General features: G+C 71.3%; 25 protein-coding genes and 1 pseudogene. 15 read left to right on the forward strand and 11 right to left on the reverse strand.

The features are described 5' to 3' along the window. Positions 1–47: 47 nt before the first annotated feature. Together OG246_RS24880 and OG246_RS24885 are read left to right on the forward strand one after the other, a co-directional pair. Positions 48–194 carry an SCO1431 family membrane protein gene (locus tag OG246_RS24880; RefSeq protein ID WP_266467766.1) on the forward strand — a complete coding sequence of 49 codons (147 nt, stop codon included), beginning with the start codon at positions 48–50 and terminating at the stop codon, positions 192–194. Positions 195–301: 107 nt separating this feature from the next. After that, positions 302–967 carry a TetR/AcrR family transcriptional regulator gene (locus OG246_RS24885; RefSeq protein WP_266467769.1) on the forward strand — a complete coding sequence of 222 codons (666 nt, stop codon included), beginning with the start codon at positions 302–304 and terminating at the stop codon, positions 965–967. Positions 968–1,018: 51 nt separating this feature from the next. Here the strand turns inward: OG246_RS24885 and OG246_RS24890 are convergent, their stop codons facing one another. After that, the gene (locus tag OG246_RS24890; RefSeq protein ID WP_266467772.1) at positions 1,019–2,290 is read right to left on the reverse strand and encodes a glycoside hydrolase family 18 protein; all 1,272 of its coding nucleotides are present in this window, start codon (positions 2,288–2,290) and stop codon (positions 1,019–1,021) included. Positions 2,291–2,621: 331 nt separating this feature from the next. On the opposite strand from OG246_RS24890, the gene OG246_RS24895 reads away from it, so the two are divergent. The 3 genes from OG246_RS24895 to OG246_RS24910 all read left to right on the forward strand — a co-directional run bounded on the left by OG246_RS24895 (position 2,622) and on the right by OG246_RS24910 (position 6,452). Next, on the forward strand, positions 2,622–3,794 hold the full coding sequence (locus tag OG246_RS24895) for an acyl-CoA dehydrogenase family protein (RefSeq protein WP_266467775.1): 1,173 nt from the start codon (positions 2,622–2,624) through the stop codon (positions 3,792–3,794). A 423-nt stretch (positions 3,795–4,217) separates the two neighbouring features. Then, positions 4,218–5,345 (forward strand): hypothetical protein, encoded by a 1,128-nt coding sequence (locus OG246_RS24905; protein ID WP_266467779.1) that lies wholly within the window; start codon positions 4,218–4,220, stop codon positions 5,343–5,345. Positions 5,346–5,357: 12 nt separating this feature from the next. Beyond that, the gene (locus OG246_RS24910; protein ID WP_266467781.1) at positions 5,358–6,452 is read left to right on the forward strand and encodes a phosphotransferase family protein; all 1,095 of its coding nucleotides are present in this window, start codon (positions 5,358–5,360) and stop codon (positions 6,450–6,452) included. Positions 6,453–6,482: 30 nt separating this feature from the next. Here the strand turns inward: OG246_RS24910 and OG246_RS24915 are convergent, their stop codons facing one another. Beyond that, positions 6,483–6,920, reverse strand: a complete 438-nt coding sequence (locus OG246_RS24915) for a hypothetical protein (protein ID WP_266467783.1) — start codon at positions 6,918–6,920, stop codon at positions 6,483–6,485. Positions 6,921–7,187: 267 nt separating this feature from the next. On the opposite strand from OG246_RS24915, the gene OG246_RS24920 reads away from it, so the two are divergent. The 4 genes from OG246_RS24920 (at position 7,188) to fxsA (ending at position 11,324) form a co-directional block, all read left to right on the forward strand. After that, positions 7,188–7,628 carry an Lrp/AsnC family transcriptional regulator gene (locus OG246_RS24920; protein WP_266467785.1) on the forward strand — a complete coding sequence of 147 codons (441 nt, stop codon included), beginning with the start codon at positions 7,188–7,190 and terminating at the stop codon, positions 7,626–7,628. Between the two features lie 47 nt (positions 7,629–7,675). Next, positions 7,676–9,289 (forward strand): amidohydrolase, encoded by a 1,614-nt coding sequence (locus tag OG246_RS24925; protein ID WP_266467787.1) that lies wholly within the window; start codon positions 7,676–7,678, stop codon positions 9,287–9,289. Between the two features lie 542 nt (positions 9,290–9,831). Then, positions 9,832–10,623 (forward strand): polyprenol monophosphomannose synthase, encoded by a 792-nt coding sequence (locus OG246_RS24930; RefSeq protein ID WP_266467789.1) that lies wholly within the window; start codon positions 9,832–9,834, stop codon positions 10,621–10,623. A 125-nt stretch (positions 10,624–10,748) separates the two neighbouring features. Continuing rightward, positions 10,749–11,324: an FxsA family membrane protein gene (gene fxsA / locus OG246_RS24935; protein WP_266467792.1), complete on the forward strand. Its 576-nt coding sequence runs from the start codon at positions 10,749–10,751 to the stop codon at positions 11,322–11,324. Positions 11,325–11,465: 141 nt separating this feature from the next. Here fxsA and OG246_RS24940 read toward each other — a convergent pair whose 3' ends face one another. From OG246_RS24940 to OG246_RS24955, 4 genes are all read right to left on the reverse strand, one after another. Continuing rightward, positions 11,466–11,840 carry an RNA polymerase-binding protein RbpA gene (locus OG246_RS24940; protein WP_164314920.1) on the reverse strand — a complete coding sequence of 125 codons (375 nt, stop codon included), beginning with the start codon at positions 11,838–11,840 and terminating at the stop codon, positions 11,466–11,468. A gap of 254 nt (positions 11,841–12,094) precedes the next feature. Further along, a complete protein-coding gene (locus tag OG246_RS24945; protein ID WP_266467797.1) occupies positions 12,095–13,447 on the reverse strand; it encodes an MFS transporter in 1,353 nt (450 codons plus the stop codon). A gap of 40 nt (positions 13,448–13,487) precedes the next feature. Continuing rightward, entirely contained in the window at positions 13,488–14,255 is a 768-nt protein-coding gene (locus OG246_RS24950) for a glycerophosphodiester phosphodiesterase (RefSeq protein WP_266467798.1), read from the reverse strand. Further along, positions 14,252–14,965 (reverse strand): YitT family protein, encoded by a 714-nt coding sequence (locus OG246_RS24955; protein ID WP_266467805.1) that lies wholly within the window; start codon positions 14,963–14,965, stop codon positions 14,252–14,254. The genes OG246_RS24950 and OG246_RS24955 overlap by 4 nt, the downstream gene beginning before the upstream one ends. Before the next feature lie 64 nt (positions 14,966–15,029). Here OG246_RS24955 and OG246_RS24960 point away from each other — a divergent pair, with 64 nt between their 5' ends. After that, positions 15,030–16,529 (forward strand): PLP-dependent aminotransferase family protein, encoded by a 1,500-nt coding sequence (locus OG246_RS24960; RefSeq protein ID WP_266467808.1) that lies wholly within the window; start codon positions 15,030–15,032, stop codon positions 16,527–16,529. An 88-nt stretch (positions 16,530–16,617) separates the two neighbouring features. Here OG246_RS24960 and OG246_RS24965 read toward each other — a convergent pair. Both OG246_RS24965 and OG246_RS24970 read right to left on the reverse strand, forming a co-directional pair. Beyond that, positions 16,618–18,229: pseudogene (locus OG246_RS24965) on the reverse strand (hypothetical protein). After that, complete coding sequence (locus tag OG246_RS24970; protein WP_266467812.1) at positions 18,198–18,392, reverse strand: hypothetical protein; 195 nt, start codon at positions 18,390–18,392, stop codon at positions 18,198–18,200. Before OG246_RS24970 ends, OG246_RS24965 begins: the two are co-directional and overlap by 32 nt. 259 nt (positions 18,393–18,651) lie before the next feature. Between OG246_RS24970 and OG246_RS24975 the strand changes: the two genes are divergently transcribed. The 5 genes from OG246_RS24975 (at position 18,652) to OG246_RS24995 (ending at position 24,032) form a co-directional block, all read left to right on the forward strand. Further along, positions 18,652–19,044, forward strand: a complete 393-nt coding sequence (locus OG246_RS24975) for an ankyrin repeat domain-containing protein (RefSeq protein WP_266467815.1) — start codon at positions 18,652–18,654, stop codon at positions 19,042–19,044. A 300-nt stretch (positions 19,045–19,344) separates the two neighbouring features. Next, positions 19,345–20,763, forward strand: a complete 1,419-nt coding sequence (locus OG246_RS24980; RefSeq protein WP_266467818.1) for a HEAT repeat domain-containing protein — start codon at positions 19,345–19,347, stop codon at positions 20,761–20,763. A gap of 139 nt (positions 20,764–20,902) precedes the next feature. Then, positions 20,903–22,027, forward strand: a complete 1,125-nt coding sequence (locus OG246_RS24985) for a glycosyltransferase family 1 protein (RefSeq protein ID WP_266467821.1) — start codon at positions 20,903–20,905, stop codon at positions 22,025–22,027. Continuing rightward, complete coding sequence (locus OG246_RS24990; protein WP_266467824.1) at positions 22,024–23,178, forward strand: glycosyltransferase; 1,155 nt, start codon at positions 22,024–22,026, stop codon at positions 23,176–23,178. Before OG246_RS24985 ends, OG246_RS24990 begins: the two co-directional genes overlap by 4 nt. Continuing rightward, on the forward strand, positions 23,175–24,032 hold the full coding sequence (locus tag OG246_RS24995; RefSeq protein WP_266467828.1) for an SGNH/GDSL hydrolase family protein: 858 nt from the start codon (positions 23,175–23,177) through the stop codon (positions 24,030–24,032). The genes OG246_RS24990 and OG246_RS24995 overlap by 4 nt, the downstream gene beginning before the upstream one ends. Positions 24,033–24,057: 25 nt before the next feature. Here OG246_RS24995 and OG246_RS25000 read toward each other — a convergent pair whose 3' ends face one another. Genes OG246_RS25000 through OG246_RS25010 form a run of 3 tightly spaced genes read right to left on the reverse strand, consistent with a single transcriptional unit; the run spans position 24,058 to position 26,296 of the window. Then, positions 24,058–24,927, reverse strand: coding sequence for a biotin-dependent carboxyltransferase family protein (locus OG246_RS25000; RefSeq protein ID WP_266467831.1), 870 nt, complete (start codon positions 24,925–24,927; stop codon positions 24,058–24,060). After that, a complete protein-coding gene (gene pxpB / locus OG246_RS25005; RefSeq protein ID WP_266467835.1) occupies positions 24,924–25,541 on the reverse strand; it encodes a 5-oxoprolinase subunit PxpB in 618 nt (205 codons plus the stop codon). The genes OG246_RS25000 and pxpB overlap by 4 nt, the downstream gene beginning before the upstream one ends. Beyond that, positions 25,538–26,296: a LamB/YcsF family protein gene (locus OG246_RS25010; RefSeq protein ID WP_266467840.1), complete on the reverse strand. Its 759-nt coding sequence runs from the start codon at positions 26,294–26,296 to the stop codon at positions 25,538–25,540. Before OG246_RS25010 ends, pxpB begins: the two co-directional genes overlap by 4 nt. Positions 26,297–26,299: the final 3 nt, after the last annotated feature.

Here is a 26,299-nt window from a genome sequence, read left to right on the forward strand (position 1 = left end):
CGACGGAGGCGGGGGAGTCCACCGCACCACTACGTCAGCGAGATGCCATGACCGCGAGCTCCGCCACCGCCACCCGTGTCCGCGCCCGCACGGGCGGCCCCAAGGACGACGGACCCAAGATCCTCGAGCACGTCGCGGGCTGGACCTTCGTGGTCGTCCTGGCCATGCTCGTCACGCAGCTGGGCCTGCTGTGAGCTGAACCCCCGGTGGGCGCCCGCAGCCGACGAGAGTCGAACGAGCAGGTGGCGTCCGTCTGCCATACTTCGGAGGTTCCGTCGGCAGCCGGAGACCAGGATCGAAATTGAATAGTAGTCAGCAGCGTGGCGTCGAGCGTCCTAGAGCGCGCGGTACCGACCGCTCACTGGCGCGCCGCGCCGAACTCATCGCCATCGGGCGCAAGTTGTTCGCCGACACGTCGTACGACGCGCTGTCGATGGACGACATCGCGCGACAGGCGCATGTCGCCAAGGGGCTGATCTACTACTACTTCAAGTCCAAGCGCGGCTACTACCTCGCGATCATCGAGGACTCGGTCACCGAGCTGGTCTCCCGGGCGGCGAGCGGCCTCGAACTCCCCCCGGCGGAGCGTGTGCACCGCACCATCGACGGCTATCTGCGCTACGCCGAGCACAACCAGTCCGCGTACCGCACGATCATCAGCGGCGGCGTCGGCTTCGACGCCGAGGTGCACGCCATCCGGGACGGCGTGCGCGAGGTCATCGTCGAGACCATCGCCGAAGGGGCGTACGGGCGGCGCGAGATCGCGCCGCTGCCGCGGATGGCCCTGCTCGGCTGGCTCTGCAGCGTCGAGGGGGCGACCCTCGACTGGATCGGCCACCAGGACCAGTCGCTGCCGCGCGACATCATGCGCGAGCTGCTGGTGAAGATGCTGGGCGGTGCCATGCGCGCGGTCGAGGAGCTGGACCCCTCGTACGCGGCCCCGGAGCCCGCACGCCGGGACGGCTGAACAAGGGGCGGGAGCCGCCGGACCCCCGCCCCAAGTGACTTGCCAGTACGGCTAGTTGATCGACTTGATCAGCTCACCGTTCGTGGTGTCACCGCTCAGCTCCCAGAAGAAGGTGCCTCCCAGGCCCTGCGCGTTCTTGTACGTCATCTTGGTCGAGATGGTCGACGGGGTGTCGTAACTCCACCAGTTGGTCCCGCACTTGGCGTACGCCGTGCCGGCCACCGTCCCCGTCGCCGGGCACTTCGTCTTGAGCACCTTGTAGTCCTCGATGCCCGCCTCGTACGTGCCCGCCGCCGCACCGGTCGCCGTGCCGCCCGGAGTTGACTGGGTGACGCCGGTCCAGCCGCGCCCGTAGAAGCCGATGCCAAGGAGCAGCTTCGAGGCCGGGACACCGAGGCCCTTGAGCTTCGCGATGGTCGCGTCGGTGTAGTAGTTGGCCGTCGGGATGCCGCTGTACGAGGTCAGCGGCGAGTGCGGGGCCGTCGGTCCTGTGGCGGCCCAGGCGCCGAAGAAGTCGTACGTCATCGGATTGTACCAGTCGACGTACTGCGCGGCGCCCGCGTAGTTCGCCGCGTCGATCTTGCCGCCGCTGGTGGCGTCGGCCGTGATCGCCGAGGTGACGAGGTTGCCGGTGCCGAACTTCGCACGCAGCGCCGCCATCAGGTTCTTGTACGCCTCCCGGCCACTGGTGTCACAGGTGGCGCCGCAGGCGTTGGGGTACTCCCAGTCGATGTCGATGCCGTCGAAGACATCCGCCCACTTGGAGTTCTCGACCAGGTCGTAGCAGGACTGGGCGAACGCGGCAGGGTTGGCGGCGGCCGCACCGAACCCGCTCGACCAGGTCCAACCACCGAAGGACCAGAGGACCTTGAGGTTCGGGTGCTTCTTCTTCAGCTCACGCAGTTGGTTGAAGTTGCCGCGCAGCGGCTGGTCCCAGGTGTCGGCGACGCCGTCGACGGACTCCGCGGCGGTGTACGTCCGGTCGGTCGCGGCGTACGCGTCGCCCATCGCGCACTTGCCGCCGGTCACGTTGCCGAAGGCGTAGTTGATGTGCGTGAGCTTGGCCCCCGAGCCGGAGGTCTCGATGTTCTTGACGTAGTACTTGCGGTCGTAGGTGCCCCATTCGGTGAAGTAACCGACGACCTTGGAACCGGCCGCGGCGGCCTGGGCGGTGCCGGCCTGTGTGCCGGCCGCGGCGGGGGCGGAATCGGTGGTGGCTGTCGCGGTGCCGGCGCCTGCCAGGAGTCCCGCGCCGAGAACGGCGCAACAGGCGGCGGACAGGAGCGCCCGGAAGAGGGCGCGGGGACGGTGCGGTCTGCGCATCGATGTCTCCTCGTGGGGGAGGGGAGAGCGGGGGAGCCGTGCTGGGACCTGCCGAGTGCTGTTTGGCATGAACGCGGTGAGGCGTTGGAGGAACCCTAGGAGGACTAGACCAGTGCGTCAATGGTGCGGACCAATTTCCCTTTCTTTTAGTAAGCGGTCGTTAACTGGTGACTCGGTGCCTCCGATCGGGCATACTCACAGCGCCACAGCCGCTGGTCAGCCGGTTCTGTAACCCGGAACGGCAGCATCGGTCGAGGCCAGTGAGAGCAGGCGGAAGCCACCCCACCCAGGTGAGCGTTCGCCAGTGCCCAACAGGGAGGAGAGCGTCCCCATGCCCGACCGCGCCCCGCAGCCGGTGGACCGTCAACTGCCCACGGACGAGGCCCGGGATCTGATCTCGCTCGTCCGCGACATCGCGCAGCGCGAGATCGCCCCGCAGGCGGCCGAGCAGGAGGACGCCGGGCACTTCCCGCGCGATGTCTTCCGCCTGCTGTCCGAGTCAGGACTGCTCGGACTGCCCTACGACTCCGGGTACGGCGGCGGCGACCAGCCGTACGAGGTCTATCTCCAGGCCCTCGAAGAGCTCGCCGCGGCCCGCCTCACCATCGGCCTCGGCGTCAGCGTGCACTCCCTCGCCTGTCACGCCCTCGCGAACTACGGCACCAAGGAACAGCAGGCCGAGCACCTGCCCGCGATGCTCGGCGGCGGCCTGCTCGGCGCGTACTGCCTCTCCGAACCGTCCTCGGGCTCGGATGCCGCGTCACTCCGTACGAAGGCGGTACGGGACGGCGACGACTGGGTGATCACGGGCACCAAGGCCTGGATCACCCACGGCGGAGTCGCCGACTTCTACACCGTGCTCGCGCGCAGCGGGGCCGAGGGTGCCCGCGGCATCACGGCTTTCCTGGTGCCGGGCGACGCCGAGGGCCTGAGCGCCGCGCCGCCCGAGAAGAAGATGGGCATGAAGGGCTCGCCCACCGCGCAGGTGCACTTCGACGGTGTACGGATTTCCGACGACCGGAGGATCGGCGACGAGGGCCAGGGTTTCGCGATCGCCCTGTCCGCGCTCGACTCCGGACGGCTCGGCATCGCGGCCTGTGCGATCGGCGTGGCCCAGGCGGCCCTTGACGAGGCCCTGGCCTACGCCACCGGCAGGCTTCAGTTCGGGCGGCCGATCTCGGACTTCCAGGGGCTGCGCTTCATGCTCGCGGACATGGCGACGCAGATCGAGGCGGGCCGGGCGCTCTACCTCGCCGCCGCACGGCTGCGCGACGCGGGCCGGCCGTTCTCCAAGCAGGCGGCCATGGCCAAGCTGCTGTGCACGGACACCGCGATGAAGGTCACCACGGACGCCGTCCAGGTCCTCGGCGGGTACGGCTACACCGCCGACTTCCCCGTCGAGCGCTACATGCGCGAGGCCAAGGTCCTCCAGATCGTCGAGGGCACCAATCAGATCCAGCGGATGGTCATCGCCCGTCACCTCGCGGGTCCTGAGTCCCGCTGAACTGCCCGTGGCCGTACATCGCCGACGGCGACGCCAGCCGGACCCACTCGGGGTCGTGGCGCCCCGGCAGCGTGCGGCCGCGATCGGCCCAGGTGCGGATGAGGGCGCGGTAGATGGGGGGATCCTGGAGCGGCGGAGCCTGCTGAACCGGCCGCTGAACCGATTCTGCGGGAGCCGGAACGAGGATCCTGCGCCGACGCCCGGTCGCTGAATATGTGGGGGTCATACCGGGGCAACGCATGGGCGGGCAGGCAGGTCACCGGCCCCCGGAATCGACCGTGAGTTCGCGGTGAGCCCGTACGGGGACTTCGGACGGGCGCACGATCTGGCCCCCGGCAGATATCTGACGTACCGTCATCTGCGCCGCCGGGGGCCGCATCCCTCCGGGCGACGTCAACTGCCGTGCGCCCAGGGAGGCTTGCCGTGCCCGACGACCGCCCCGTTGCCCTCGACGAGTACCCCGTGCACCAGGTGCCCCTGTCCATGAAGCATGTCGCCACCGGGGACCGGAACGCCTACGACCGCTGCATCTTCCACGTCTTCGACCACCGCGGGCGGGCGCTGCTGATCGTGGGGCTCGGCGTGTATCCGAACGCCGGGGTGATCGACGCGTACGCCACCCTGCGGGACGGGAACCGCCTGCACGCGGTACGGGCGTCGGACGCGCTCGGCGACGACCGGATGAACCTCTCCGTGGGACCACTGCGCATCCTTGTCGAACGCCCCCTGAAGGACTTCGTCCTGCGGTGTGAGGCCGATCCCGACGACCCCGACGGGCTGTCGTACGAGATCAACTGGTCGGCGGACTTCCCGGCCCTCTGGGAGCCGCACCACCTGCAGCGGCGAGGCGGACGGCTCACTCTGGAAGGCAGGCGCTTCGTGCAGGCGGGACGCTGCGAGGGCTGGATCCGCGTCGGCGGCGAGGAGATACGCCTGACCGGTGACCAGTGGACCGGCACCCGCGACCGCAGCTGGGGCGTGCGCCCGATTCCGGGCGAGGAGGGCGGCCGGCTCGCGGACGAGAACCAGACCGAGGGATTCCACTGGCTCTGGTGCCCGGTGCGCTTCGAGGACCGGTTCCTGATGGTCGTCATCCAGGAGGACGCCGACGGACACCGCACCCTCAACGACGCGACACTCGTACGCGACGGGCATCGCGACCTCCAACTCGGCTGGCCCCAGGCCGACATCACCTACCGCCCGGGTACCCGCCACCCCACGTCCGCCGTAATCCACCTCACACATCCGGCGGACCGCAAACCCATGGAGCTGGGAGTGGAGGTCCTCACCTCCTCCCCGCTGGCCGTGGGCGCCGGCTATCCGCCCGCCGACGACTGGCAGCACGGCACCTGGCGCGGCCGCGACTGGACCGACCGCCGCGTCTACGACCTCGCCGACCCGTCGGCTCACCCGCTCGCCGCGTACGGGGTGATCGACCACGCCGCCCGCTTCACCCTGAACGGGCAGACCGGGCACGGGATCTTCGAGCACGGCTCGTTCGGCCGCCACGATCCCAGCGGCTTCACCGGATTCGACTCGGTCGCGCACTGAACGGGCCCTGAGATGACCACAGCACCCCGCCCGCGTACGACGACCCGCGACCTCCAGGAACTGACCGGCCGGCTGACCGGCTGGCTCGCCACGCGCCTCCCCGGCGCCAGGGCGGTGAACGTCACCGTCCCCGAGTCCAACGGCATGTCCAGCGAAACCCTGCTCTTCGACATCGAGCACCCCGAACCACCCTTGCGCGCCTGCGCGTTGAGACTGGCGGCGGACCCGGCGGCGTACACGGTCTTCCCCGTCTACGACATGCCCAGGCAGTACCGCACGATGCGGCTGGTCGCGGAGCACACCGACCTGCCCGTGCCGCGCGTGCTGTGGCTGGAGGAGGACCCGGGCCCGCTCGGGGCGCCGTTCTTCGTCATGGAACGGATCGCCGGGCGAGTGCCGCCGGACGTCATGCCCTATACGTACGAGGGGAATTGGCTCCACGCGGCGAGCGACGAGGAGCGAGAGCTCCTCGAGTCGGCCTCGATCGGACTTCTGGCGCGTCTGCACGACCAAGTGCCCGTGAAGGAGGCGGACTTCCTGTCCCTCACGGGCGACCGGAGCCCGCTGAGGCGTCACGTCGAGGCACAACACGCCTACTACGAATGGGTGGTTGACGGGCTGTCACGCTCGCCCCTCATCGAGAGCGCCTTCGCCCGGCTCGACGACCTGTGGCCGCGCGACGAGGGCGAGGCGGTGCTCAACTGGGGCGACGCGCGCATCGGGAACGTCATCTACGACGGTTTCGAACCCGCCGCCGTCCTCGACTGGGAGATGGCGGCCCTGGCCCCGCGCGAGGTGGACCTCGGCTGGACCGTCTATCTGCACCGCTTCTTCCAGGACCTCACCGTGAGCTTCGGCCAGGCGGGCCTGCCCGACTTCCTGCGCCGCGACCGGGTGGAGCGGCGCTACGCCGAACTCACCGGCCACACACCGCGGGACATGGACTTCTACACGCTGTACGCCGCTCTGCGCCACGCGATCGTGATGCTGCGCATCGCCTACCGACAGGCGCACTTCGGCGAGGTCACCGTCCCCCGGGACCCGGACACACTGATCCTGCACCACGGCAGCCTGCGAGCCATGGTGCAGGGCAGCTACTGGAGTTGACCGGTCGTCAGTCGCGGAACGCGAGGACGGTCAGGCGGCCAGGCGCCGCATCTCGGGGACGCGGATGGGGCGCGAGCTCGGGCCGCCCACGTGCGAGAACGGCTGGGTCCGCCAGTCGAGCCCCTGAGGGAGCGTCAACAGCAGGGCCGTGTCCTGCTCCTGGAGTTCCGCGGTCTCGTCCGCGGGCTGTGCGTCGTCCGCCGCCCGGCCCGTACCGGTGCAGACCGTGAGACCGAACGGGTTCCACGGCGAGGCGCACAGCGCGTGCTCGGGCAGGACCTCCTCGTCCGCCAGGAGCGCGATGGGCTGCGCGCAGTCCGGGCAGATCACCCGGTACATCTCGAAGGTGTCGTACGCGTCGAACTCCTCACCGTCCAGGGCGTCGGGTTCGACGCCCTCCGGCTCGGGTTCGGACACGGCCTGCTGCCGCTTGGACGCGGTACGACCAGGGCGCTTAAGACTCTGCATGGGTTTCTCCCCCTCGGGTGGGCCGACAAGGCACTGCGGCCTCGACCACAGCAAGCACTTCCCGTCCCGTCTCTGCCGTAATCACGAGAACATCACGGACCCGGTTCCGACTATGTGGCGTTCGTCACATGCCGCCCGCAGGTGCCCGGCCCGGTGGATTTGTCCCCCCGTCTCCTCGCAGGCCACTCCCGGCTACATCACAAACCGGGTATGACCTGCGCCGCTCAGGTATCCGACGGGATCAAGGGCCCTGTAGGTTCTTGCGCCATGGAGGAGCTGGACCGACAAATCGTGCAGCTGCTCGTCGCGGACGGGCGGATGAGTTACACCGACCTGGGCAAGGCCACGGGCCTGTCCACGTCTGCCGTGCACCAACGGGTGCGCCGGCTGGAGCAGCGCGGCGTCATCCGCGGCTATGCCGCGGTCGTGGACCCGGAGGCCGTCGGGCTGCCCCTGACCGCCTTCATCTCGGTGAAGCCGTTCGACCCCAGCGCCCCCGACGACATCGCGGAACGCCTCGCCGGTGTGCCCGAACTCGAGGCCTGCCACAGCGTTGCGGGCGACGAGAACTACATCCTCAAGGTGCGCGTCTCGACCCCGCACGAGCTGGAGGAGCTCCTCGCCCGGCTGCGTTCCCTCGCGGGGGTGTCGACGCGGACGACGGTGGTGCTGTCGACGCCCTACGAGGCTCGGCCGCCCCGGATCTGACGGCCCCCGGCGCGGAGCGGGTCGCGACAGGGGCGAGACTGTTCCCCATGAGTGAGAGCACCGCCCCGTCGGACACCGTGCTGCTGCGCGGTGGAGAAGTCCACAGTCCCGCCGATCCCTTCGCCACCGCGATGGTCGTCGAACGCGGGCAGGTCGCCTGGGTCGGCTCGGAGGGCGCGGCCGACGCCTTCGCGGACGGGGTCGACGAGGTCGTGGACCTCGAAGGCGCACTGGTCACCCCGGCGTTCACCGACGCACACGTGCACACCACCTCGACGGGCCTCGCGCTCACCGGCCTCGACCTGTCCGACGCCCCCTCCCTGGACGCCGCGCTCGCCCTCGTACGGGACTTCGCCACCGCCCGCCCCACCGACCGGGTCCTCCTCGGTCACGGCTGGGACGCCGCCCGCTGGCCCGGCGGACGCCCTCCCACGCGCGCCGAACTCGACGAGGCGACCGGCGGACGCCCGCTGTACCTCTCGCGCATCGACGTCCACTCGGCCGTCGTCACCACCGCCCTCCTGGACCTGGTTCCGGGGGTCACCGATCGAGCCGGGTACCAGGACGGCCCGCTCACCCGCGACGCCCACCACGCCGTCCGTGCCGCCGCCCTCGGCGCCATCACCGGGGAGCAGCGCACCCGGGCCCAGCGCACCGCGCTCGCCCACGCCGCCTCCCTCGGTATCGGCTCCGTCCACGAGTGCGCGGGCCCGGACATCTCCTCCGAGGACGACTTCACCGGGCTGCTGCGGCTGGCCGCCGAGGAGCCGGGCCCCAGGGTCGTCGGCTACTGGGCGGAACAGGACATCGACAAGGCCCGTGCCCTGGGTGCGATCGGAGCCGCGGGCGATCTCTTCGTGGACGGCTCCCTCGGCTCGTACACCGCCTGTCTGCACCAGCCGTACGCCGACGCCGCCCACACCGGCACCGCCTACCTCGACGCGGCAGCCGTCGCCGCCCATGTCGCCGCGTGCACCGAGGCGGGCCTCCAGGCGGGCTTCCACGCCATCGGGGACGCCGCGGTGACCTCCGTGGTCGAAGGAGTGCGTGCCGCCGCGGAGAACGTCGGTCTGGCCCGCGTACGCGCCGCCCGGCACCGCGTCGAACACGCCGAGATGCTCACCCCCGAGACCATCGCGGCCTTCGCCGAGCTGGGCCTCACCGCCTCCGTGCAGCCCGCCTTCGACGCGCTCTGGGGCGGCGAGGACGGTATGTACGCCCAGCGCCTGGGTGCCGAACGGGCCCGTACGCTCAACCCGTTCGCGGCCCTGCTGCGCACCGGCGTGCCGCTCGCCTTCGGGTCCGACAGTCCCGTCACCCCCTTCGACCCGTGGGGCACCGTCCGCGCGGCGGCCTTCCACCGGACGCCCGAGCACCGGGTGTCCGTACGCGCAGCCTTCACGGCGCATACGCGCGGTGGATGGCGGGCCATCGGACGGGACGACGCGGGTGTCCTGGTGCCGGGCGCGCCCGCGGACTACGCCTTGTGGCGCACTGAGGACCTGATCGTGCAGGCTCCCGACGACCGGGTCGCACGCTGGTCCACCGACCCTCGCTCCGGCACACCCGGGCTGCCGGATCTGACCCCAGGGAACGACCTGCCCGTCTGCCTGCGCACCGTCGTGGGCGGCCGGACGGTATTCGTACGGCCTAACGAGTGATGTCCCGGGGTGGCGCGGCTCCGATCACCGCCCGCCGCCCCGTCGCGCGACCTGCGCATCCTCCGCACTGACCAGGCGTTTGAGGGTAAAAGCGCAGGTCAGGCGACTGTTGACAGCTGGCCGCAGGTGGCGGGTAGGTTCGGCCGGGTCCACCACCGGACGTCCGACGGGGGAACTTCCGCGCGGTCTCGAAGCGCCGCTGGGTCAGGGGCGGTGTGCCGCACCGGCGCACCACCACTGGGAGCCAGGCCCAGCACCCGCGCAACGAGAGGCGAGGGAACGTTCCGACACGTCGGCAGGTGTGACCCGGGTGGGGCCCGGACGTTCAGTAGACAACGGCTTTCGGTCGACCCGCAGCCAGCGGGTCCCTGGTCGGCCCGAAGGGCGCCGGGCCCCGATCCGCAGCAGGTGAGCTGCGCCGGGCGGGGTTTCCCCTTACCCGCCTCTTGTCGAATCGACACCCCCGTACCGACACCGCGGCGTGGCAGCGCAGGTTGAGGCCACTATGGTGGACCTCTGCGTACGGACTCGAAGGGGCAGCAGTGAACGACGGCGACGCGACCCTCGCGGCGGAAGCCCAGGGGAGACAGTTCGGCCCGCTCGGCACCGCCTTGGTGATCATCCCGACCTACAACGAGGCGGAGAACATCAAGAAGATCGTCGGCAGGGTGCGCGCCGCTGTGCCCGAGGCGCACGTCCTGGTGGCCGACGACAACAGCCCCGACGGCACCGGCAAGCTCGCCGACGAGGTGGCCGCCGAGGACGAGCAGGTCCAGGTGCTGCACCGCAGAGGCAAGGAAGGTCTCGGCGCCGCCTATCTCGCGGGCTTCCGCTGGGGCATCGAGCACGGCTACGGCGTACTCGTCGAGATGGACGCCGACGGCTCCCACCAGCCGGAGGAACTGCCCCGCTTGCTGACCGCCCTCAAGGGCGCCGACCTCGTGCTCGGCTCGCGCTGGGTACCCGGCGGGCGGGTCGTGAACTGGCCCAAGTCCCGCGAGTTCATCTCGCGCGGCGGCAGTCTGTACTCCCGAGTCCTGCTCGATGTGCCGATCCGCGATGTCACGGGCGGCTACCGTGCCTTCCGCAGCGAGACCCTCCAAGGCCTCGGCCTCACCGAGGTCGCCTCCCAGGGCTACTGCTTCCAGGTCGACCTGGCCCGGCGCGCCGTCAAGGCCGGCTATCACGTGGTCGAGGTGCCGATCACCTTCGTCGAGCGGGAACTCGGCGACTCCAAGATGAGCCGGGACATCCTGGTGGAGGCCCTTTGGCGGGTCACCACGTGGGGCGTGGGGGAGCGGCTCGGACGGATCACGGGGCGCAAGTCCCGCTGACGGCGATCCGAGCGACGTACGGCCTCTGAGCGTGTTCCGGCCTTCAGCGGCTCCGTCCCCGACCCACAGGCGCTGTTGATCATCCGCTTATCCCGTACTGAGCCGCGTCCAGGCACACTGGGAACATGACGACTGGCGCTCCCACTCCCACGTACCCCGCTCGCCCGCGGCGCTCGCGGCTGCGCACCTTCCTGCCGCTGGGCATCGCCGTGTGGCTGGTGCTGGAGATCTGGCTGCTGACCGTGGTGGCCGGCGCGGCGAGCGGCCTGACGGTCTTCCTGCTGCTTGTCGCGGGCTTCATCCTCGGCTCCGTGGTCATCAAGCGGGCCGGGCGCCGGGCCTTCCGCAACCTCAGCGAGACGCTGCAACAGCAGCAGAGCGGGGTGGCGCCCACGAGCGGGACCGGCAAGGGCGACGGCAACGGCCTGATGATGCTCGGCGGCCTCCTTCTGATGATCCCCGGCCTGATCTCCGACGCCTTCGGCCTGCTCCTGCTGATCCCGCCGGTCCAGAAGGCCCTCAGCCGCTACGCGGAGCGGACGATCGACCGCAAGATCGCGGCGGCCTCTCCGGGCACGCTGGGCGACGCCTTCCAGCAGGCACGCATGCACCGCCCGGACGGCAAGGTCGTACAGGGCGAGGTCATCAGGGACGACACGGGCCGCCAGGAGCCCGGCCCGCGCCCGCCGCTCAACGGCTGAGTGCTCGCCCTGGGGGCGCGGCCCCCAGGGCCGGCGCCTCCGGGCGTCCCCGGAACGCACAAAGCCACGGACCCCGTACCCATCAGGTACGGCGCCCGCGGCTGCGTGCGTTCGTGGTATGCCACTCAACCCCCGGAGGGGTTACGCGGACTTGCGGCTGTCCCGCGGATGTACCGCGATGTTCATCGCGCCGGAGCGCAGAACCGCCAGACGCTCCTCAAGGACCTCTTCGAGTTCCTCTCGGGTGCGTCGCTCCATCAGCATGTCCCAATGTGTACGCGCGGGCTTGGCCTTCTTTTCCTCAGGGCCGTCGCCGTCCACCAGGAGTGCCTGGGCCCCGCAGACCTTGCACTCCCACTCGGACGGGATCTCCGCCTCGACCGAGAAGGGCATCTCAAAGCGATGTCCCTTCTCGCATGCGTACTCCACGGCCTGGCGCGGGGCCAGGTCGATGCCGCGGTCCGTCTCGTAGCTTGTCACCACGAGGCGCGTACCGCGAAGAGCTCGCTCACTCATGAATCGTGCCTCCCGGGCTTGTCGCCCACAGGACAGGTGTCGCTGTCGTCGTCATCCGGTCAACGTCCGGTCGGCGGTAAAGATTCCCGTTCCGGGTCATGCGTCGCCGTCGTAGCCGCCCCTTGTTGTACCCACCTGCGCCCGCTTTGTCACATCTGAGAGCAGATGTAACCCGGCGTTTCAGTATCTTGACGCGCAGTAACGGTACGCCTGGCAGGCCAAACGCGTACACTACCGGCCTTTGGCCTCCGGCGCTAAATCCTGTCGGGTACGGGATTCCCCGCGTCGCGTATCGCCTGTCGCACCGGCACCCTCGCGAGCAGCACGAACCCGATGACGAAGAAGGCCACAAGCGAGATGATCGCGTCCCGATAACTTCCGGTCAGCTGGTACGTGAGCCCGAACAGCAGAGGGCCCAGCCAGCTCATTCCGCGGTCGCTCATCTCGTACGCGGAGAAGTACTCGGCCTCCTTGCCGCTCGGCACGAGATGCGAGAACAGGGAGCGCGACAGGGCCTGGCTGCCGCCCAGGACGAGCCCGATGCCGGCGGCCAGGACGAAGAACCAGACGGGCGCGCCGGCGGGCAGGAAGTACCCGGCGCCGAGTGTCACGGTCCAGGCGACGAGCGAGCCGAGGATCGTACGTTTCGCGCCGTACCTGCGCGCCAGCCGTCCCATGCCCAGGGCGCCCCCGACCGCGAGCACCTGGACCAGCAGCACGGCGACGATCAGGGTCGACTGGCCGAGGCCCAGCTCCTCCGAACCGTAGATCGAGGCCTGTGAGATGACCGTCTGGATGCCGTCGTTGTAGACGAGGTAGGCGAGAAGGAAGGACAGGGTGAGCGGTTTGCCGCGCATGTCGCGCACGGTGGCCGCCAGTTGCCGCCATCCGGGCGCGGACGCCGTCCCGGCAGGGGTCTTGCGCCTGTCGTCGCGCAGACGCTTGAGCGGTACGAGGGTGAAGGCGCCCCACCAGACGCCCGCCGAGGCCAGACAGATGCGGACCGCCGTCGACTCGGAGACGCCGAAGGTGTCGTGGGCCGTGAACAGGATCAGGTTCGCGACCAGAACGAGGGAGCCCGCCGCGTAGCCGAAGGCCCAGCCCCGGGACGAGACCGCGTCACGCTCCTCGGGCGGGGCGATCTCCGGCAGGTAGGAGTTGTAGAGGACCATCGACACGGCCACCGAGGCGTTGGCGACGATCAACAGCAGACCGCCGAGCAGATAGCGGTCGCCGTCCAGGAAGAACATGCCCGTGGTGGCCGCGGCGCCCACATAGGCGGCGGCCGCGAGCAACGGCTTCTTGCGGCCCGTGCGGTCGGCGGCCGCGCCCGCGATCGGCATCACGAAGATCGACAGGATGACGGACACCGAGACCGAGTACGCGAAGAAGGAACCGGCGCGGATCGGTATCCCCAGCGGATGCACGAAGCCGTCCGCGTCCGCCGCCGCCTTGGCGACCGACGTCAGATAGGGGCCGAGGAACACGGTGAGCACGCTCGTCGAGTAGACGGAGCACGCCCAGTCGTACATGTACCAGCCGTGTTGCTCGCGCCGTCGCTCGGCGGCCTCGTCGGCCGCCTGTGCGCGCACGGTGTCAGTGCCCACCCGTGCCCCTCGCTTCCCGTGAACGGACCGCGCGGCGGGCTCAGACCCAGGTGCCCCGGTCCTCCAGGACCCTGCGCAGCGTGTCGATGTGATCGGTCATGATGCCATCGACTCCCAGGTCCAGGAGCCGGTGCATGCGATCCGCCTCGTTGACCGTCCACACGTGGACCTGCAACCCGCGCGCGTGGGCGGCGCGCAGGAAGCGCCGGTCGACCACCGGCACGCCCGACTGGGACACGGGTACCTGGGCGGCGACCGCCGAGCCGCGCACCGCGGCCGGTATGCCGTACGAGCGCAGCCGCAGCCCCAGGACGCCCCGGGTGCCGTACGAGGTGGCCAGGCGCGGCCCGGCCAGGCGCTGGGCGCGGAAGACGCGCGCCTCGGAGAACGAGCCGACGCAGACGCGGTCCCAGGCGTTGGTGCGGCCGATCAGGTTGAGCAGGGGATGGAGGGCCGGTTCCGCCTTGATGTCGACGTTCCAGCGCACCTCGGGAAAGGTTTCGAGCAGCTCTTCGAAGAGGGGGACCGGTTCTTTGCCCGCCACGCGCGCGTGGCGCACGTCCTCCCACGGGAGGTCCGCGATCCGGCCCGCTCCGTCGGTCACCCGGTCCAGGGTCGAGTCGTGGAAGGCGACGAGCTTGCCGTCCGCCGTCGCGTGTACGTCCGTCTCGATGTAGCGGTAGCCCGCCTCCACCGCCCGCCGGAACTGGGCCAGGGTGTTCTCCAGACCGTCCGCGGCGCCGCCCCGGTGCGCGAAGGGGATTGGGCCGGGGTGGTCGAGGTACGGGTGGCGTATACGCGTGCTCACCCGGGCAGTATGGCGCGCTCCGGTTGACCGGTGGCAACGACCGTGCTGCCGCCCGGTGCCGTGGGGGCGGCGAACACGCGCAGGAAGAACTGGGCCAGCGGACCGATCGCGACGGCGTACAGCACGGTGCCGATGCCGACCGTGCCGCCGAGGGCGAAGCCGGTCGCGACGACCGCCACTTCGACGGCCGTGCGCATCAGGCGGATCGAGCGGCCGGTCCGCCGGTGCAGGCCTGTCATCAGGCCGTCGCGCGGTCCCGGACCGAAGCGTGCGGTGATGTAGAGGCCGGTCGCCGCACCGTTCAGCAGGATGCCCGCCACGAGAAGGGGAATCCGTACGGCCAGGCTGTGCGCGGCGGGCAGGAGGGCGAGGGTGCCGTCCATGGCGATGCCGACCACGAAGACGTTGGAGACCGTGCCCAGGCCCGGGCGCTGGCGGAGCGGGATCCACAGGAGCAGCACCGCCGCGCCCACGAAGATCGACACCACGCCGATCGTCAGGCCGGTCAGCTCGGCGAGCCCCTGGTGGAGCACGTTCCAGGGCTCCAAGCCGAGGCCCGCCTCCACGAGCAGGGCGGAGCTCGCGCCGTACAGCGCCAGGCCGGCGTACAGCTGGACGAGTCGACGCGGGAACCGTCCGGACTTGAGGAGTCCGGTCTCCGATTGGCTGGACAAGATGAAGCCCCCTGTGGTGGTCGTGGCCTGACACATGACACTCTGTGGCTTGAGAAGGAACCACATCCATGGCCAATTCGGGGAAGGTGGACTGGGAATCATGACTCAGTGGACTTCGGCGGTGGGTGCCGCTCAGCTCGCCCGGCTCCTCAACTCCCAGCAGGAGCGCCCCGCGGGGCCCGGCACCCGCCGCCCGCCCGCCTATCGCGCGCTCGCCGACGGCATCCGGCTGCTGGTGCTCGAAGGACGGGTGCCGGTCGCCGCGCGGCTGCCCGCCGAGCGGGAACTCGCGCTGTCCCTGTCCGTCAGCCGTACGACGGTCGCCGCGGCCTACGAGGCGCTGCGGTCCGAAGGATTCCTGGAGTCCCGCCGCGGAGCGGGCAGCTGGACCGCCGTGCCCGCGGGGAACCCGCTGCCCGCGCGCGGCCTTGAACCGTTGCCGCCCGAAGCCCTCGGATCCATGATCGACCTCGGCTGCGCGGCGCTGCCCGCGCCCGAGCCCTGGCTCACCCGGGCCGTGCAGGGCGCCCTGGAGGAGCTGCCGCCGTACGCGCACACCCACGGCGACTATCCCGCCGGACTGCCCGCGCTGCGCTCGATGCTCGCCGAGCGGTACACGGCGCGCGGGATACCGACCATGCCCGAGCAGATCATGGTGACCACCGGGGCGATGGGAGCGATCGACGCGATCTGTCATCTCTTCGCCGGGCGCGGTGAACGGATCGCCGTCGAGTCGCCCTCGTACGCCAACATCCTTCAGCTGATGCGCGAGGCCGGGGCCCGGCTGGTGCCCGTCGCCATGGCCGAGGGGCTCGCCGGGTGGGACATGGACCGCTGGCGGCAGGTCCTGCGGGATTCGGCTCCCCGGCTCGCGTATGTCGTCGCCGACTTCCACAACCCGACGGGCGCCCTTGCCGACGAGGACCAGCGGCGGGTGCTCGTGGACGCGGCGCGGTCTGCTGGGACTGTGCTCGTCGTGGACGAGACGATGAGCGAACTGCATCTGGACGACGGGGTGCACATGCCCCGCCCCGTGAGCAGTTTCGACCCCGCAGGATCGACCGTCATCACGGTCGGGTCCGCAAGCAAGGCCTTCTGGGCCGGGATGCGCATCGGGTGGGTGCGGGCCGCCCCCGATGTGATCCGCAGCCTGGTCTCCGCGCGCGCGTACGCCGACCTGGGCACGCCCGTGCTGGAGCAGTTGGCCGTGAACTGGCTGCTCAGCACCGGGGGCTGGGAGCAGGCCGTGGAGATCCGGCGGACGCAGGCCCGGGAGAACCGGGACGACCTGGTCGCCGCGGTGCGGCGGCAGCTGCCCGAGTGGGATTTCTCGGTGCCGCGGGGCGGGCTCACGTTGTGGGTGCGGACCGGAGGCCTGTCGGGGTCGCGGCTGGCCGAGATGGGGGAGCGGGTGGGGGTCCGCGTGCCGTCCGGGCCACGGTTCGGGGTGGACGGCGCCTTCGAGGGGTATGTGCGGTTGCCGTTCACTGTGGGGGGTGCGGTGGCCGAGGAGGCGGCGGTGCGGCTCGCTGCGGCGGCGCGGTTGGTGGAGACGGGGGGTAGTGGGGGGAGTGAGGTGCCTCGGACGTTTGTGGCTTAGGTGGGGTTTTTCGCCCCCTCCGCCCCTTCCCGTCCCGTTCCTGAGGGCTCCGCCCCCAGACCCCCGTGTCGCGCTGACGCGCTCGTCCTCAGACGCCGGACGGGCTGATCTCCGCCTCTGCCGGAGTCGTGCGCTCCGGTAGGAGGTCCAGGACCGCCCGCCGATGGGTGTCGCTGGTCGCGTCGTCGTAGGGGTCCGGGGTCGCCGGGACCTGGAGGCGGAGGACCGGGCCGGTGCCCAGGCGGGCGTAGCCCCGACCCGGGGGTACCTCACGGGTGGGCGTGGTGTGCGGGGGTGAGCCCAGTACCGCCCCCAGCTGGGCGGAGGACGCGGGACCGAGCACCACGCGCGCGCGAGTGTGCTGGCGGACGGCGTCGCTGAGGGAGTCCAGGCTGTCGAAGTGCTCGGCCACGACGACCGTGACACCGGCCGCGCGGCCATGGCGCAGAGGGACCTGGAGGAGTGACTGTGGGTCGTTGCGGCCGTCGACGGCGGCGAAGTGGCCCAGCGCGCTCGGACGGTCCAGCAGGATCCACAGCGGGTGCTTGGTGTCGTCCGGCGCGGACTGGCCGGCCTGACGGGCGCGGTTCGCGGCGATGAGACGCCGTTCCGTCTCATGGGCGGCCCACTCCAGGCTCGCGAGCGCCCCGGCGAGCCCGCACTCGACGGCCAGTACACCCTCGCGGCCGGTCAGGCACGCGTACTCGCCGGTGCCCGCTCCCTCCACGATCACGACATCGCCGTACTGGAGACACTGCAGGGCGATCGAGCGCAGCAGTGTGGTGGTGCCGCTGCCGGGCTCGCCCGCGACCAGCAGATGCGGCTCCGTGGAGCGGACTCCCGTGCGCCAGACGACCGGGGGGACGTCACGCTGTTCCTCGCCGTAGGTGAGGGGGAGCGTGCGCTGGACGTCGGCGGGGTCGGTGAAGCCGAGGACCGTCTCGCCGGGTGCGGTCACGAACCGCTGGGCGGCGATGTCGGTCGGGAGCGGCGGGAGGACCGTGATCCTCAGCTCGTTGCCCTCCTCGTCCCACTCGAAGTGGTATTCGCGGCCGCGGCCGGACTTGGCGTGCAGCAGCTGCTCGATCCGGGCGCGGGACTCCGCCTCGCCGTCGGTGAAGTACGCCGGGTAGCGGAGGAGGAGCCGGGACACACGTCCGTCCTCGTCGAAGTCGTAGGAGGAGAAGGCCTTCTCCCAGTCGCCGCCGTGGGCATAGAGGGGGGCGGGGTCCTCGGCCGCGGAGAAGTACGGGACCAGGGCCTCGTACAGCGACTGGAGGCGCTGGGTCTGCGACTCGTCGGGGCCCGTCGGCTCCGGGGCGGTGCGTTCGCGGCCCGCCCACGCTGCCGCCGCCATCAGCGTGATGACGGCGAGCAGCGGTCCGTACGGCACCAGTGCCACGACCAGGACCACCGAGGCCACCAGGAACAGCAGGGGCCCGCGCCGGTCCTTGGGCGTGGCGGCCCACTTGCGCCGTCCGGCAGCTGCCAGCCGGCGCAGTCCACGAGTGATCGTGATCAGCGGGTGGAGGACGTCGGTGGCGCTGTCGGCTGCCGTTCGGGCCAGATCCCGGCTTCGGGCGATCTGTGCGCTGCCGTTGCTCAGAATGCGGGGGAGAGGGCGCCGGGCCACTGCTGTCTCCTGATGGTGCGTGCGAGAGAGGGACGTCAGAACTTGATCCCGCCGAGGAGGCCCGCAAGGCTCTCCCCGCCGGCCTTGATGCTCGGAGCGATGGCCGTGCTCGCCATGTAGAACCCGAACAGCGCGGCCACAAAGGCATGCGACGCCTTGAGCCCGTCCTTCTTGAAGAAGAGGAACACGATGATGCCGAGGAGGACGACGCCTGAGATGGACAGAATCATTTGAGCTCTCCTGGTTCGTGGGGACAGTCACCATGAGTTCTTCCAGGATCACAGCATGTATCCATACGATAAAAGGTGCAACTGAGTGAATTTCCGCTGATTTCACCCGAGTGGCGGACTCTTTTGGGCCGCCTGAACAGGTCTGTTCCGTCCGGCAAGTCCGTTGTGATCCTTGCCGCAGGCCGTGCCGGTCATGTGGAGCCGGAGCCAGTACGCTGGCGATTCACCCGAACGGTTGCAGTGAGAGGCGGTCCGGCCGATGAGTGAAGCCCCCGACCCCGAGGTCGTGGAGCTGGCGACCAAGATCTTCGATCTGGCGCGCCGTGGCGAGACCGAGGCGCTCGTGGCGTACGTCGACGCCGGCGTTCCCGCCAACCTCACCAACGACCGTGGCGACTCGCTCGTGATGCTCGCCGCCTACCACGGCCATGCCGAGGCCGTACGCGCCCTGCTGGAGCGCGGCGCCGAGGCGGACCGCATCAACGACCGGGGTCAGACACCGCTCGCCGGTGCTGTCTTCAAGGGCGAGGAAGCCGTGATCCGGGTGCTCCTGGACGGTGGCGCCGATCCGGCCGCGGGCACCCCCTCGGCCGTCGACACGGCGCGCATGTTCGCCAAGGCCGAGCTGCTCGAGTTGTTCGGTACACGATGACTTAGATGCTCTGACCAGGCAAAACGCAAAAAATCGGGGAGGCGGTGCGGGGGCGCCGGAAATGCGGTCGCGGCGGGAAGAACCGCTGGGTCATCATGACGTCGTGATTCACGGACGTGATGGCTGGGCAGGTGTTGCCGCACCGCGCGGGCCGTGATGCGGCCCGCATGGGCCACCTACGAGAGGCAGAGGAAGATGGTCTTCAGCAAGCAAGAAACGGCGGGCGCTCCGACGTGTTGTCACGCGGCCAGGTAATGCAGGATCCCGGTTGCGTCGACGCTTGATGTGAGGCTGTTTCCCATGTTCGATCCGGTCATAGCGCCCAGCGGTACGCTGCTCGGCCTGCTCCAGAGGGGCCGCGGCGACGGCACGCTGCACGCGCTCACCGCACCGCGCGCCGAAGCGCTCGCGGCGCTCAACCACTGTGTGCTGAGCGACCCCCGCCACGACTGGCAGGTGGAGAACCGCTCGCTCTACTACGCCCGTCTCTACCTCGACCTGAGCGGTGAGCTCGACGAGATCGAGCGGCACCTCTTCGACGTGGAGGACGTCCTCGACGACTGCGAGTCACGCACCGGGCTCGGCCTGGCGGTGCTCGGACACCTCGCGTCGTACGGCAGGCAGGACGCGCTCGAACTGCTGCGCAAGTACGCCGCCTCCGGCGCCAACTGGGCCTGGGCGCTCGACGAGCTGGCCCTGCGCGACGACGACGCGGGTCTGCGGGCCCTGGCCGCGCCCGTACTGGCCCGTTTCCCGGCCGACGCGGAGGGTGAGGCCGCACTCGCCGCCACCGTGCGCGACGCCTTCGAACCACGGCCCTGGCGGCTGTGGGCCGACGATCCGCGCGAATCCATCGGCACGCGCGTGCGTGCGGCCCAGGAGCAGGGCTCCTTCGACCGCTGGCAGCGCCAGATGCGACCGGCCGGGCCCCGCCCGGGATGGAGCGTGCAGGCCGTCTTCGAGTGGGCCCAACAGGGCATCGAACGCGGAGCCGCACTCCATGTCCCCGCCGCCCGCTGCCTCAGTGCCGTCGCGGGCCCCGAGGACCGGCCCGAGATCGTCGAGGCCGCCCGCGGCGGCGACGACGGAGCCCGCTGCACCGCCTTGCGCTATCTCGCCGACAGCAACGATCCGGACGCCCTCGACCTGATCGAGGGCGCGGCGGCCACCGGTTCGCCGGCCGCGGCCGAGGCCGCCGTGGAGGCCTTCGAACGGATGCGCAGTGTCGCCGCCGTCGACCGGGCGCGGAACTGGGCCCACCGGCCCGACGCCCTGGGGGCCGCCGCGGGCCGGATGCTCGCCTGCCGGGGCGGTACGCAGGACAGCGAACTGGTCCTGGGCGCGCTGCGCGAGGCCGTACGCGGTGAGGGCCCCGACGCGCCGACGCTGTGGACCCTCGTCGACGGGGCCGGGCGGCTCGGCATCATCTGTGCCGCACCCGTCCTGCGGCATGTGTACCGCGAGACCGCCTCGTCCCATCTGCGCGGGCGCGCCGCCCGCGCACTCGCCGCCACCGATCCGTCCTTCCCCGCCGGCTTCGCCGTCGAGTGCCTGTGGGACTGCGAGGAATCCACCCGCGAGGTGGCCGCACGGCACGCCGAGACCGGTGATGCACGTGTTGTCGATCAGTTGCGCCGGCTGGCGGCAGATCCAGCCGAAGAGGCCGAGGTACAGACAGCGGTACGGAGCAGAATCGGGCCGGACATGCCCGCCGTATGAACGTTCGGTGACCCGGGAGTCAGGAAGTCATGGACGCGGGCTGACCTGGACGGGTGCGGAGCGCAACGCTCATGGGACGTTCCCCGTACGGAAAGATCCACGTTGACGCGGGCACGTCCAGCGGGGCGACAACACGAGTATGCGTGTCGTCATCGTGACCGAATCCTTTCCCCCCGATGTGAACGGCGTGGCCCACTGCGCGCTTCAGACCGCCCGGCACCTCGTCGATCGCGGTCACGTTCCCCTCGTCGTCGCCCCGGCCACCGCCGCCGGGAGCGGGCCCGACGCCACCGCGCCGTGCCCTGTCGTCCGTATCCCCTCCATTCCGCTCCCGGGCTACCCCCAGGTCCGCGTCGCTCTCCCCAGCCGACGCGTCGCCGCGGCGATCACCGAACACCGCGCCGACATCGTCCACCTGGCCAGCCCCTTCATCCTCGGCGTCCGCGGTATGGCCGCGGCCGCCCGGCTCGGCATCCCCGCCGTCGCCGTCTACCAGACCGACCTGGCCGGATACGCCCGTACGTACGTGGGCGCCGGCGAAGCCACGGCGTGGCGGCGCATTCGCTCCGTGCACGCCGCCGCCGACCGGACACTCGCCCCGTCCAGCGTGGCCCTGCACGACCTGGAGGCACACGGTGTGCCGCGGGTGAAGCTGTGGGCGCGTGGCGTGGACACCGTCCGCTTCCGTCCCGACCGCCGGGACGAGGCGATGCGCCGCGAGCTGGCGCCCAACGGCGAGCTGATCGTCGGCTATGTCGGCCGGCTCGCCCCCGAGAAGCAGGTCGAACTGCTCGCCGGGGTCTGCGGCCTGGACGGCGTACGCGTCGTGATCGTCGGGGACGGGCCGAGCCAGACCAGCCTCACCGAACAGTTGCCCGGCGCCGTCTTCCTCGGCCGTCGCACGGGTGACGAACTCGCCCGGATCTTCGCCTCGCTGGACGTCTTCGCGCACACCGGCCCCTTCGAGACCTTCTGCCAGACCGTGCAGGAGGCCATGGCCAGCGGGGTGCCCGTCGTCGCGCCGGCCGCGGGCGGACCGCTCGACCTGGTGGCCCACGGGCGTACCGGGCTGCTGGTGCCGCCGCGCGACGCTGCCGCCGTACGGGACGCGGTGTGGTCCCTGGCCGGCGATCCGGCGCTGCGGGCCGCCTACGGCGCCGCCGCGCGGGACATGGTCGAGGGCCGCACCTGGGCCGCCGTCGGCGATCAGCTCATCGGGCACTACAGCGATGTGCTCTCCGCACGGACGGTGGTGGCGGCATGAGCCTGCGCATCGTACGGCTGGCGAACTTCGTCGCCCCCGCATCCGGCGGCCTGCGCACCGCGCTGCGGGAGCTGGGCACCGGCTACCGGGCCGCGGGGCACGAGCCGGTGCTCATCGTCCCCGGTGAGCGCGCCACGGACCGGGAGACCGAACAGGGGCGCGTCATCACTCTGCCTGGGCCGGTGCTGCCCGGCACCGGCGGCTACCGCGTGCTCACCGACAAGCGGCGGGTCGCCCGGCTCCTGGAGTCGCTCGCACCCGACCGCCTCGAGGTCTCCGACCGGACCACCCTGCGCTGGACCGGCGTCTGGGCACGGCGGGCCCGGGTGCCCGCCGTGATGGTCTCCCACGAGACCGCCGACGGCGTGCTGCGGACCTGGGGGCTCCCCGAGGGCATGGCCCGGCGCACTGCCGACGCCCTCAACGTGCGTACGGCGCACACCTATTCACGTGTCGTGTGCACCACGGAGTTCGCCGAGCGCGAGTTCGTGCGCATCGGCGCCCGCAACGTCGTACGCGCCCCGCTGGGCGTCGACCTGGTGGGACGGGACCCCTCGCTGCGGGATCCTGCGGTGCGTGCCCGCTACGCGCGCGCGGACGAGGCCCTGCTCGTGATGTGCTCCAGGCTGTCCGTCGAGAAGCGGCCCGGTACGGCGCTGGACGGGCTTGAGGCGCTGCTGCGGCGCGGACAGCGTGCGGTCCTCGTCGTCGCCGGGGACGGACCGCTGCGGGCCCGGCTCGAACAGCGCGCCCGGGAGCGGAGGTTGCCCGTCACCTTCCTCGGACACCTTGCGGACCGCGCCGCGCTCGGCGCGCTCCAGGCCTCCGCCGACGTCTGCCTGGCCCCCGGGCCCGCCGAGACCTTCGGGCTCGCCGCCCTGGAGGCGATGGCCTGCGGTACGCCCGTGGTGGCCAGCTCGCTGTCCGCCCTGCCGGAGGTCATCGGCTCCGCCGGGGCCACCGCCGCGGACAGCGGGGACTCCTTCGCGGACGCGGTACGGCTGCTCCTTGGGCGTCCCGAGGGTGCGCGCAGGGAGGCCGCACGCGCGCGTGCCGAGTGTTTCGGATGGGGCACCGCCGTCGAGGGCTTCCTCGCCGCGCACGACGCGGTGGTCGAGGTGCGGCCGCGCCTGCAGGAGGGCGTGGGATGAGACCGCTGCGTTTCGTGGCCCTCGGGGACTCGCTGACGGAAGGGGTGGGCGATCCCGTCGGCGAGGAACGGCGGGGGTGGGCCGCACTGCTCGCACAGGGGCTCGCCCCGGCGGACGCACCCGTGGAGTTCATCAACCTGGCGGTGAGCGGCGCCCAGACGCGTGACGTGCTGGAACGCCAGACGCCGGAGGCGATGGCACTCGGCCCTGACGTGGTCTCCGTCGTCATAGGCGTCAACGACACCCTGCGGTACACCTTCGACATCCACTCCGTGGCCGCCCGACTCGACAAGGTGTACGCGGCGTTCCGGGCTCAGGGAGCGGTGGTGATGACGGCCTGTCTGCCGGATCCCGGCTACATGCTCGGGCTGCCGGGTGCCCTGGCGCGGCCGCTGGCCCGGCGGCAGCGGGCCGTCAACGCGGTGGTCCACGCGCTGTCCGAGCGGTACGGGGCGCTGCATCTGCACGCCGCGGAGGAGGACTGGCTGAAGGACCGCGCGATGTGGAGCGCGGACAAACTGCATCCGGGGGAGCAGGGGCACCGGGCGCTCGCGCTCCGGTTCCACGCGCTGCTTGCCGAGCAGGGCATCGCCACCGGTGTCCAGCCCTCGGCCGAACCAGAGTTCCCCGCGCCCACGCGGTCGGCGAGCCTCTGGTGGCTGGCGACCGCCGGGACCGGCTGGGTCGCCAGGCGGTGCACCGATCTGCTGCCGCAGCTGCTCACCCTCGCCGCCGCCGAGGTACGCCACAAGGCGCGCGGTACCAGCGCACGCCTAGACCTGAGCGCCTCGCACGCCGTGTCGGCCGCGCTGGCCGCCCTGTCGGTGAGCGAACAGCAGCCGGACCCGGTATGACGGCCCGGCTTCGTCTCGGGCCGCTTCATCGTCGTCGTACGGCCACGAAGCGGACCGGCGTGCCGGGGACGGCCTGAGCGGCCGCCGGGAGATCGGCCGGGCGGACCACAGCGATCACCGGGTACCCGCCGGTGGTCGGGTGGTCGGCCAGGAAGACGACCGGTCTGCCGTCGGGCGGTACCTGGACGGCACCCAGGACCATGCCCTCACTGGGGAGTTCGCCGGAAACGGCCCTCTCCAGTGAGGGCCCTTCCGTCCGCAGGCCGATGCGGTTGCTCGCCGCCGACACCCGGTAGGGGCGGGTGGTGAGGGTGCGCAGCGCCGAGGCCGTGAACCAGTCGTCGCGCGGGCCCGGCGTCACCCGCAGGACCAGTTCGGACGGCGGCGCGGGCTGTGGAACCACGTCCACGCGCGCGTGGAGGGTGTCGGGGCGTCCCAGGGGCAGCACCATGCCGTCCGTGAGGGGCGGGGGGCCGAGGCCCGAGAGGAGGTCCGTGGAGCGGCTGCCGAGGACGGGATCCACGGCGACTCCGCCGGAGACGGCCACATAGGTGCGGAGTCCCGCGCGCGCGGGGCCCACGTCGAGGAGCGCGCCGGCCGGCACGCGTACGGGCGCTCCCCAGGGCGCGGGACGCCCGTCCACGGTGACCGGGCAGGGCGCACCCGCCACCGCCACGGTGACGGATGAACGCGGGCGCAGGGCACACCCGTTCACTGTCGTCTCCAGGACGGCCGCTTCCGGGGAGTTCCCGACGAGGCGGTTGGCCAGCGCCGCCGCAGGTCCGTCGAGCGCGCCGGAGCGCGGTACCCCGAGGTGGGCGTGGCCGGGGCGGCCCTGATCCTGGACGGTGGTCAGGGCCCCGGCACGTACGACGGAAAGAGCCCGGTCGGTCATGAGTGCCTCGTCGGTACGAAACGGACCCGGGTACCCGGAGCCAACAGTGCGGCCGGCACGCGCGCGTGGTCCCACAGCACCGCGTCCGTCGTCCCGATCAACTGCCAGCCGCCCGGCGAGGAGCGCGGGTACACGCCGGTGTACGGGCCCGCGAGCGCCACGGAACCGGCCGGAACCGTCGTACGCGGAGTCGCCCGGCGGGGAACGTCGTACCCGGAGGGCAGACCTGTCAGGTAACTGAAGCCGGGCGCGAACCCGCAGAAGGCGACGCGGAATTCGGCCGCCGCGTGGATCTCCGGCACGTCCTGCTCGGGCACCCCCCACAGGGCCGCGACGTCCGCCAGGTCGGGACCGTCGTACCGTACGGGGATCTCGATCGCCCGCTCCGCGCGCGTGGGCAGTGCGGGGATGTCCCAGGAGGCGAGACGGGCCGCCAGGCGCGCGGGGTCGTCCACTCCGTCCAGGAGGACCGTACGGGCCGCGGGGACGATCTCCGCGACCGAGAAGGAGCCGTCCGCGCGGCGGCGCAGCAGTTCGGCGTGCAGGGCCTGGGCCTCCTCGCCCGAGGAGACCTCGATGAGCAGGGCTCGCTCACCGACCGGCAGTGCCCTCATGCGAACGCCTCCACGCGGACACCCGAGGACTCGAGCCCGGCGCGGACCCGGCGTGCCATGTCCACCGCGCCCGGAGTGTCCCCGTGCAGACACAGGGAGCGGGCGCGGACCGGGATGCGCTCCCCGGAGTGCGAGGTCACGACGCCGAAGCGGGCCAGACCCAGCGAGCGTTCGAGGACTGCGTCGGCGTCCGTGATCACCGCGCCGTCCTGGGAACGTGGCACCAGGGTGCCCTCCTCGGTGTAGGCGCGGTCCGCGAACGCCTCGGTGACGGTGGGCAGTCCCGCCCGCTCGGCCAGCTTCAGGAAGCGGGAGGACGGGAGACCGAGGACGGGCAGGGAGGCGTCCGCGAGCAGTACACCGTCGACGACCGCCCCCGCCTGCTCCTCGTCGTGCACGACGCGGTTGTAGAGCGCGCCGTGCGGCTTCACGTACGACACGCGCGAGCCGGCCGCACGTGCGAAGACCTCCAAGGCGCCGATCTGGTAGGCCACTTCGGCCGTCAGCTCGGCGGACGGCACATCCATCGCGCGCCGCCCGAAACCCGCCAGGTCGCGGTAGGAGACCTGGGCGCCGATCCGTACACCGCGCTCGGCCGCCAGCTGGCACACCCGCCGCATGGTGGCCGCGTCCCCGGCGTGGAAACCGCAGGCCACATTGGCGCTGGTGACGACGGACAGCAACTGTTCGTCGTCGGTCAGGCGCCAGCGGCCGAAGCCCTCGCCCAGGTCGGCGTTGAGATCGATCGGTGTCATGAG

The organism is Streptomyces sp. NBC_00620 (assembly GCF_026341825.1).
GTDB lineage: Bacteria > Actinomycetota > Actinomycetes > Streptomycetales > Streptomycetaceae > Streptomyces.